Origin of the sequence: Streptomyces albidus (ex Kaewkla and Franco 2022), assembly GCF_013870515.1 — a bacterium.
In the GTDB taxonomy this organism is placed as follows: Bacteria; Actinomycetota; Actinomycetes; order Streptomycetales; family Streptomycetaceae; genus Streptomyces; species Streptomyces albidus.
Window position 1 is genome coordinate 1 of record NZ_JACBXA010000297.1, and the last position, 6,376, is coordinate 6,376.

At 69.2% G+C, this 6,376-nt stretch carries 8 protein-coding genes and 1 pseudogene; 6 read left to right on the plus strand and 3 right to left on the minus strand.

Annotated elements, in window-relative coordinates:
- Positions 1-100: 100 nt before the first annotated feature.
- Together H5J26_RS27100 and H5J26_RS27105 are read right to left on the minus strand one after the other, a co-directional pair.
- Complete coding sequence (locus H5J26_RS27100; RefSeq protein WP_181768602.1) at positions 101-505, minus strand: hypothetical protein; 405 nt, start codon at positions 503-505, stop codon at positions 101-103.
- Positions 506-855: 350 nt separating this feature from the next.
- Positions 856-1,611 (minus strand): DUF5324 family protein, encoded by a 756-nt coding sequence (locus tag H5J26_RS27105; RefSeq protein ID WP_181768603.1) that lies wholly within the window; start codon positions 1,609-1,611, stop codon positions 856-858.
- A 206-nt stretch (positions 1,612-1,817) separates the two neighbouring features.
- Between H5J26_RS27105 and H5J26_RS27110 the strand changes: the two genes are divergently transcribed.
- On the plus strand, positions 1,818-2,345 hold the full coding sequence (locus H5J26_RS27110; protein ID WP_181768604.1) for a peptidylprolyl isomerase: 528 nt from the start codon (positions 1,818-1,820) through the stop codon (positions 2,343-2,345).
- A 90-nt stretch (positions 2,346-2,435) separates the two neighbouring features.
- On the plus strand, positions 2,436-3,317 hold the full coding sequence (locus H5J26_RS27115; RefSeq protein WP_181768605.1) for a rhomboid family intramembrane serine protease: 882 nt from the start codon (positions 2,436-2,438) through the stop codon (positions 3,315-3,317).
- A gap of 298 nt (positions 3,318-3,615) precedes the next feature.
- On the opposite strand, the gene crgA is transcribed toward H5J26_RS27115, so the two are convergent.
- Complete coding sequence (gene crgA, locus H5J26_RS27120) at positions 3,616-3,876, minus strand: cell division protein CrgA (protein ID WP_181768606.1); 261 nt, start codon at positions 3,874-3,876, stop codon at positions 3,616-3,618.
- A gap of 125 nt (positions 3,877-4,001) precedes the next feature.
- Here crgA and H5J26_RS27125 point away from each other — a divergent pair, with 125 nt between their 5' ends.
- The 4 genes and pseudogenes from H5J26_RS27125 to H5J26_RS27140 form a co-directional block, all read left to right on the plus strand.
- Entirely contained in the window at positions 4,002-4,736 is a 735-nt protein-coding gene (locus H5J26_RS27125) for a DUF881 domain-containing protein (protein WP_309238086.1), read from the plus strand.
- A 135-nt stretch (positions 4,737-4,871) separates the two neighbouring features.
- Positions 4,872-5,039, plus strand: a complete 168-nt coding sequence (locus H5J26_RS27130) for a hypothetical protein (protein ID WP_181768607.1) — start codon at positions 4,872-4,874, stop codon at positions 5,037-5,039.
- The gene (locus H5J26_RS27135; RefSeq protein ID WP_181768608.1) at positions 5,039-5,698 is read left to right on the plus strand and encodes an aminodeoxychorismate/anthranilate synthase component II; all 660 of its coding nucleotides are present in this window, start codon (positions 5,039-5,041) and stop codon (positions 5,696-5,698) included. The genes H5J26_RS27130 and H5J26_RS27135 overlap by 1 nt, the downstream gene beginning before the upstream one ends.
- Positions 5,699-5,703: 5 nt before the next feature.
- Positions 5,704-6,376 (plus strand): annotated as a pseudogene (locus H5J26_RS27140) (hypothetical protein); the annotation flags it as partial.

Here is a 6,376-nt window from a genome sequence, read left to right on the forward strand (position 1 = left end):
TGTCGCGGCCTCGCGCAGCGAGTTCCCGAGGACGGTCAGGGACGGGTGCGGAGGAGACGCGGGTACGGGGGACTCCCCTCGGGCGCCGCCCGGTTCTCCGTCACGCCTGAGCACGGCCACCGACCCCCTTGGTGCGGGCCCGCCCGGACGTCAGCAGGCCGGCGACCGACAGTGCGCCCCAACCCACCGAAACAGCCACGGCCTTCGCCCGCGTCGCCCGATCGGGCAGGGTGCAGCCCAGGAGCAACGCGTCGCCGAAGTCCGCGCCGATGCGCACCAGCGCCGCCGTCGTGAGGGCTGCGCCCCGCGGAGCGGTGAGCACGGCGAGTCCGCTGACCATGTCGCGCCAGGCGAGCGGCCGCAGCGAGGTGAGCGTGTGTTCCGCGGTGCCGCCTTCGGCGTCCACCAGACCGGACGGTGCGGCCAGCAGCGCCGGGCGTACCGTGACCGCGAATCCGTAGAGCGCCGTGGCCGCCCCTACCGTGCGCAGCAGTCCCACTCGCATCCTCCGCCCCACCTTCCCCTTCGCTTGTTCTCGTAGGTCCAGTACGCGCGTCACTCGTATCGGTGTCGCTTCCGCTCCGAACACCGCGCCCGCAACCGGGATTCGGAGCCGGACGCCTCGCGGACGGGTCGGAGTGGGGCGCACGTGCCGTTGCGTCGGCGCCGAACTCCCCGGGAACGCATGTGGGCCGGCAGACCCTGGTCTGCCGGCCCACACTTCTGCCGGTCGCGCGTGCACCGCGTCCCTGCGACGCAGCGCTCGCGCACCACGTCCAGCGCATCAGACGCTCCCGACGCCTCGTAAGGCGTCGGCCCCGGCCGCCGCCCGGGCGGCCCGGACGGGACCGGGACCTAGCGGTCGCGCCTCTTCGCCTTGGCCTTGGCTTCGGCCTCCTTGGCCTCCTTCGCCTTGGCCTCGACCTCCGGGTCCAGACCGTCGCCGGCCCGGCGCTCCCCCGCGTTGCCGCTCACCGACGACAGCGACCCGCGGTCGCCGACCTCGGTGGCCTCCGGCGGCTCGACGAGCCAGTCGGGGTTGGCCTGCTTGTCCCACCAGCGCCAGGCGGCGTACGCGCCTCCCGCCAGCAGGCCGAGCAGACCGAGACGCTTGGCCAGCCGTCCCCGGCGGGCACGCTTCTCGCGCCTGCGCACCAGCTTCTCGATCTCCCTGGCCGTCACCTGCCCACGCAGCGCCGCGAATGCGGCGGCACTTCGCGAAGCGGCTTCCTCCCGCACGGGGCCCGAAGCGGTCCGGGCTTCCGTCACTGCGTTCTCGATGCGCGGCGCGGCGTAGTCGGTCGCCTTGCGGGCGGCACGCCGTGTGCGCTTGGCGGCCTTGGTCGCCGCCTTGTCGAACTCGGGCGGCAGGCTCTTACGGGCCTGGGCGATCCGTGGCACGACGTACTCGTCGTACCCGTCGCGCGCGGAGGTGCGGGCCTGCCGCGCGGCGTGCGAGACCTTCGGCCCCAGCCGCGCGCCCGCCTCGTGCGCGTAGTGCACTGCGGTGTCCCTGGCGGTCCCTGCGTAGGGTGCCACGACCTCCGCTGCGTGCCGCACGCTTTCCTTGGTGTTCCCGGTCGCGGCGCGCACGCTGTCGATGCGGGTCACGGGTTCCTCCTCCTCGGTGGCGTGTCACGGGCTCGTGGGTTCCTCCCATAGACACAGTGTCGTTTTCCACCCGTTTCGAAGATCATGCCTGGGTGGGGCCACTCAAGCGCGTGCAAGCAGTCATCCGGGTCATCGGTGCGTACTCCGGGCCGCTCGCGTACGTGGGAGTATCGGACGGGTCAATGCAGACAGATGGAAGGTAGATCGTGGCCGAGCAGCTCTACGCCACCCTGAAGACCAATCACGGCGACATCGAGGTACAGCTTTTCCCGAACCAGGCGCCGAAGACGGTCAAGAACTTCGTCGAGCTCGCAGAGGGCTCGCGTGAGTGGACTCATCCGGAGACCGGTAAGAAGACGACCGAGAAGCTGTACGACGGCACCGTCTTCCACCGTGTCATCAGCGGCTTCATGATCCAGGGCGGTGACCCGCTGGGCAACGGCACCGGCGGTCCCGGGTACGAGTTCGGGGACGAGATCCACCCCGACCTCGCCTTCACCAAGCCTTACTTGCTGGCCATGGCGAACGCGGGCCCCGGCACGAACGGGTCGCAGTTCTTCATCACCGTCGGCGCCACCGCATGGCTGACGGGCAAGCACACCATCTTCGGCGAGGTCACCGACGCCGCCGGCCAGAAGGTCGTGGACACCATCGCGGGCATCCAGACCAACCCCCGCACCGACCGCCCGGTGCAGGACGTCGTCGTCGAATCGGTCGTCATCGACCGTCGCTGACGGTGCCGTCGGGAACTGTTCCGCCCCGTCTGACCGTAGGACAGTCGGGGCGGAACACTCCCACGCGCACGAGGGGCGGAGGGAACGGGCATGGAAGACCAGCACCAGACGGAACCACGGGTGACGTACTGCTACCGGCACCCGGACCGGGAGACCGGCATAAGCTGCGTGCGCTGTGAGCGACCGATATGCCCTGAATGCATGATTCCGGCGTCCGTCGGATTCCAGTGCCCCGGGTGCGTCAAAGACGGGTCCGGCACTGGACATGCGCCGTCCGCGAGCAGTCCGCGGACACTGGCGGGCGGCGTCGTCGCAGCCGACCGCCGCCTCGTCACCAAGATCCTTCTGGGTCTCAACGCCGCGTTCTTCCTCGCGGTGCTGGTTGCAGGCGACCGGCTCGTCAACGACCTCGTGCTGTTCGGGCAGGCCGTGGCCGAGCCGTACGGCCCGGTCGAGGGCGTCGCCCAGGGCCAGTGGTATCGCCTGCTGAGCTCGATGTTCCTGCACCAGGAGATCTGGCACATCGCGATGAACATGCTGGGCCTGTGGTTCCTCGGCCCGCCGCTGGAGGCCGCGCTCGGGCGCCTGCGCTACTCGGCGCTGTATCTGCTCTCCGGGCTGGGCGGAAGCGCCCTGACCTTCCTGGTCTCCTCACCCGGGCAGGCATCGCTCGGCGCCTCCGGAGCGGTCTTCGGGCTGTTCGGAGCCACCGCCGTCCTGATGCGCCGCCTGAACTACGACATGCGGCCGATCCTCATCCTGCTGGGCATCAACCTGGTCTTCACCTTCACCTGGCAGGGGATCTCCTGGCAGGCGCACATAGGCGGACTGGCCGTCGGCGCGGTCATCGCCTACGCCATGGTGCACGCGCCCCGCGAGCGCCGGGCGCTGGTGCAGTACGGCGCCTGTGCCGTGATGCTGCTGCTGATCGTCGCGACATGTGTCGTACGAACCCTGCAGCTCACGTCCTGAACGGCCCTCAACCGCAGGCTCGACCCGCTCTGACCGGGCATTTCCGCCCTGTTGTCCACAGCACGTCCCTGATCTTGTGCATGGTGTAGGGAACGGCTGTCCAGACTCGCTCAGGGGTACGTTTTCCCAGCGCAAGAGGGGTGACGACGCCTGCGAGGCAGGGGCCGAACGAGTCGCGGGCGTCAACCCGCGCGAGGTTATCCACAGATCTTGTGAAGTTTTCCAGCCCTGTGGATCAACCTGTGGATAACTTCGCCCGGCGAGTGCGGCGTGCCTGCTCGGAGCGGGTCCGGGCCCGCTACTTCCACTGCGTCGAGACGACGAAGCCGGCCGCGATGAAGCCGAAGCCCACCACGATGTTCCAGCTCTTGATCGACTCGATCGGCAACTTGCTCTCGGTCACGTAGAACAGCACGATCCACGCGAGGCCGATGAGGAACATCGCCAGCATGAGCGGTGCGACCCACCGCCCGCCGGTCGCACCGAGGTTGATCTCGGTCGCCTTCTTCTCCGGGGGCGGAGTGAAGTCTTCCTTTTTGCGGATCCGTGACTTCGGCACGAGAGTCTCTCCTGTCGACGCGCTTCGTGACCGCTATCGGGGGTCCCCCTAGAACGGGGCCGAGGGGATGTGACGCTGTAGTGGTCCGTTAGCGTAGTGCTTCCCCGCGGTGGAGGGAGACGAGGGTGACCAGATTGCGCGTCCGTCCGGCCCGGCTGGCCACTCTGGGGGTATTCGCCCTGGCAGGTCTTATTTTCTGGATCAGTTTCAACACCGCACATGGTACCGATCTGCGCACCGACTCATCGATGCTCCGGCTCTCCGATCTCATCCAGGAGCGGAGCCGTAAGAACGCCGAACTCGACTCGTCGGCCGCCGGCGTACGTGCCCAGGTCGACCGCCTCGCACGACGGGACAGCGGGGACAGCACCGAGAACCGGAAGTTGACCGGCCTGGAGAAGGACGCCGGCACCAAGAAGGTCGCCGGATCAGGGGTCTCCGTCACCCTCGACGACGCCCCGCCGAACGCCACCGCCCAGGTCCCCGGCGTACCGGAGCCGCAGCCGAACGACCTCGTCATCCACCAGCAGGACCTGCAGGCCGTGGTCAACGCCCTGTGGAAGGGCGGCGCCGAGGGCATCAAGATCATGGATCAGCGGCTGATCTCGACGAGTGCCGTGCGCTGCGTGGGCAACACCCTCATCCTCCAGGGCCGCGTCTACTCCCCGCCGTACAAGGTGACGGCCGTGGGCGACCAGGAGGCGCTGAAGAAGGCCCTGGACGAGTCACCGGCGATCCAGAACTACCTTCAGTACGTCGACGCCTACGATCTCGGCTGGAAGGTCGACGACCGCAAGTCCGTGAGCCTGCCCGGCTACTCGGGAACCGTCGATCTGCGTTACGCCAAGCCCATCCGCTGAGCGGGCGCGACCCGGTCGTACTTCCCCGAGTGACGCACCGCGTCGTGCCGCAGCCCCGTACTCTGGTGGGCGCGCCCGTGTGGCGGCCGGCGGCGACGACGGCAGCGGACCACAGAGAGAGGACGGCACGCGGAGATGTACGGCTGGATCTGGCGGCACCTGCCAGGCAATACATGGGTGCGGGCCTTCTTCTCGCTCGTGCTCGCGCTCGCAGTCGTTTTCCTGCTCTTCCAGTACGTCTTCCCCTGGGCGGAGCCGATGCTGCCGTTCAACGACGTGACCGTCGACGGCGGTGCGGGCTGATGGGCGCGCGCATCCTGGTCGTGGACAACTACGACAGCTTCGTCTTCAACCTCGTCCAGTATCTGGCCCAGTTGGGCGCCGACTGCGAGGTCGTGCGCAACGACGAGACGGAACTGCGCCACGCGGACGACGGCTTCGACGGCGTCCTCCTCTCACCGGGGCCCGGCACACCTGAACAGGCCGGTGTCTGCGTGGAGATGGTGCGGCACTGCGCGACGAGCGGAGTGCCGGTCTTCGGGGTCTGTCTGGGAATGCAGTCGATGGCGGTGGCCTACGGCGGGATCGTCGGGCGTGCGCCGGAGTTGCTGCACGGAAAGACCTCACAGGTGACGCACGAGGGGGAGGGCGTCTTCGCGGGGCTGCCCTCACCGTTCACGGCCACGCGCTACCACTCACTCGGCGTCGAGAGCGCCGCCGTACCGGACGGGCTGCATGTGACCGCACGTACCGGGAGCGGCCTCGTGATGGGGTTGCGGCACCGCGAACTTCCCGTCGAGGGCGTGCAGTTCCACCCCGAGTCGGTTCTGACGGAGTGGGGTCACCTCATGCTGGCGAACTGGCTGGCCGAATGCGGCGACCCGGGTGCCGTGGAGCGGTCCGCCGGACTGTCCGGTGTGCGGGTTCCCGCGGCCGGGAGCCCGGTGGCGGGGGGCAGGTGACGGGGATGCCCCCGGATCGTGGGAGTCCGTATGGGCGTGAGCCGTACCGTGATCCGTACGGTGACGGGCAGGGTGGTGATCCCTACGGCCGGCAGCCGTACGGACAAGGCGGCGCCGACTCCGGTGCCGAGGACGACCCCTATGCGCAGTCCGAGTATTTCCAGGCCGCTGTCGACGCACTCTCCGATCCCCTGAGCGACCCCCTCCCGGGGCAGAACGCGCGCACGGCGTCCGGGCGCGGGGACGGCATGCCGGAGGGCTACTCCGCACAGGGATACCCGGACAACGGCTTCTCGGGGCACGGCTCCTCGGGACAGGGCTACTCCCCGCAGGGACAGCAGCCGCAGGGGTATCAGTCACAGGGATACCCGCCGCGAGGACAACAGCCGCAGGGGCGGCAGGCGCAGGGATACGACGCACAGGCGTACGGGACCCAGGGGGCCTCGGGGGGCCAGGCACAGCAGGACCAGAGCGGCGTCTCGCCGTGGTTCCGTTCGCGCCGTGACGATGTGGGAGAGGGGGGCGACAGCGGGTACCAGAGCCCTCCCGTCGTGCGTCCTCTCCAGCAGGGCCGTGGCGGTCAAGTTCCTTACGGCAGCGCTCAGTCGGCGCAGGCGGCCCAGCCAGCGCCACCTGCTCAGCCGCACCCGCACCCGCACCCGCAGCAGCAACGGCCGG

Coding starts and splice junctions, on each gene's coding strand:
- H5J26_RS27100 (WP_181768602.1), bottom strand. CDS start 505: ATGCGAGTGGGACTGCTGCGCACGGTAGGGGCGGCCACGGCGCTCTAC.
- H5J26_RS27115 (WP_181768605.1), top strand. CDS start 2,436: ATGGAAGACCAGCACCAGACGGAACCACGGGTGACGTACTGCTACCGG.
- H5J26_RS27130 (WP_181768607.1), top strand. CDS start 4,872: ATGTACGGCTGGATCTGGCGGCACCTGCCAGGCAATACATGGGTGCGG.
- H5J26_RS27135 (WP_181768608.1), top strand. CDS start 5,039: ATGGGCGCGCGCATCCTGGTCGTGGACAACTACGACAGCTTCGTCTTC.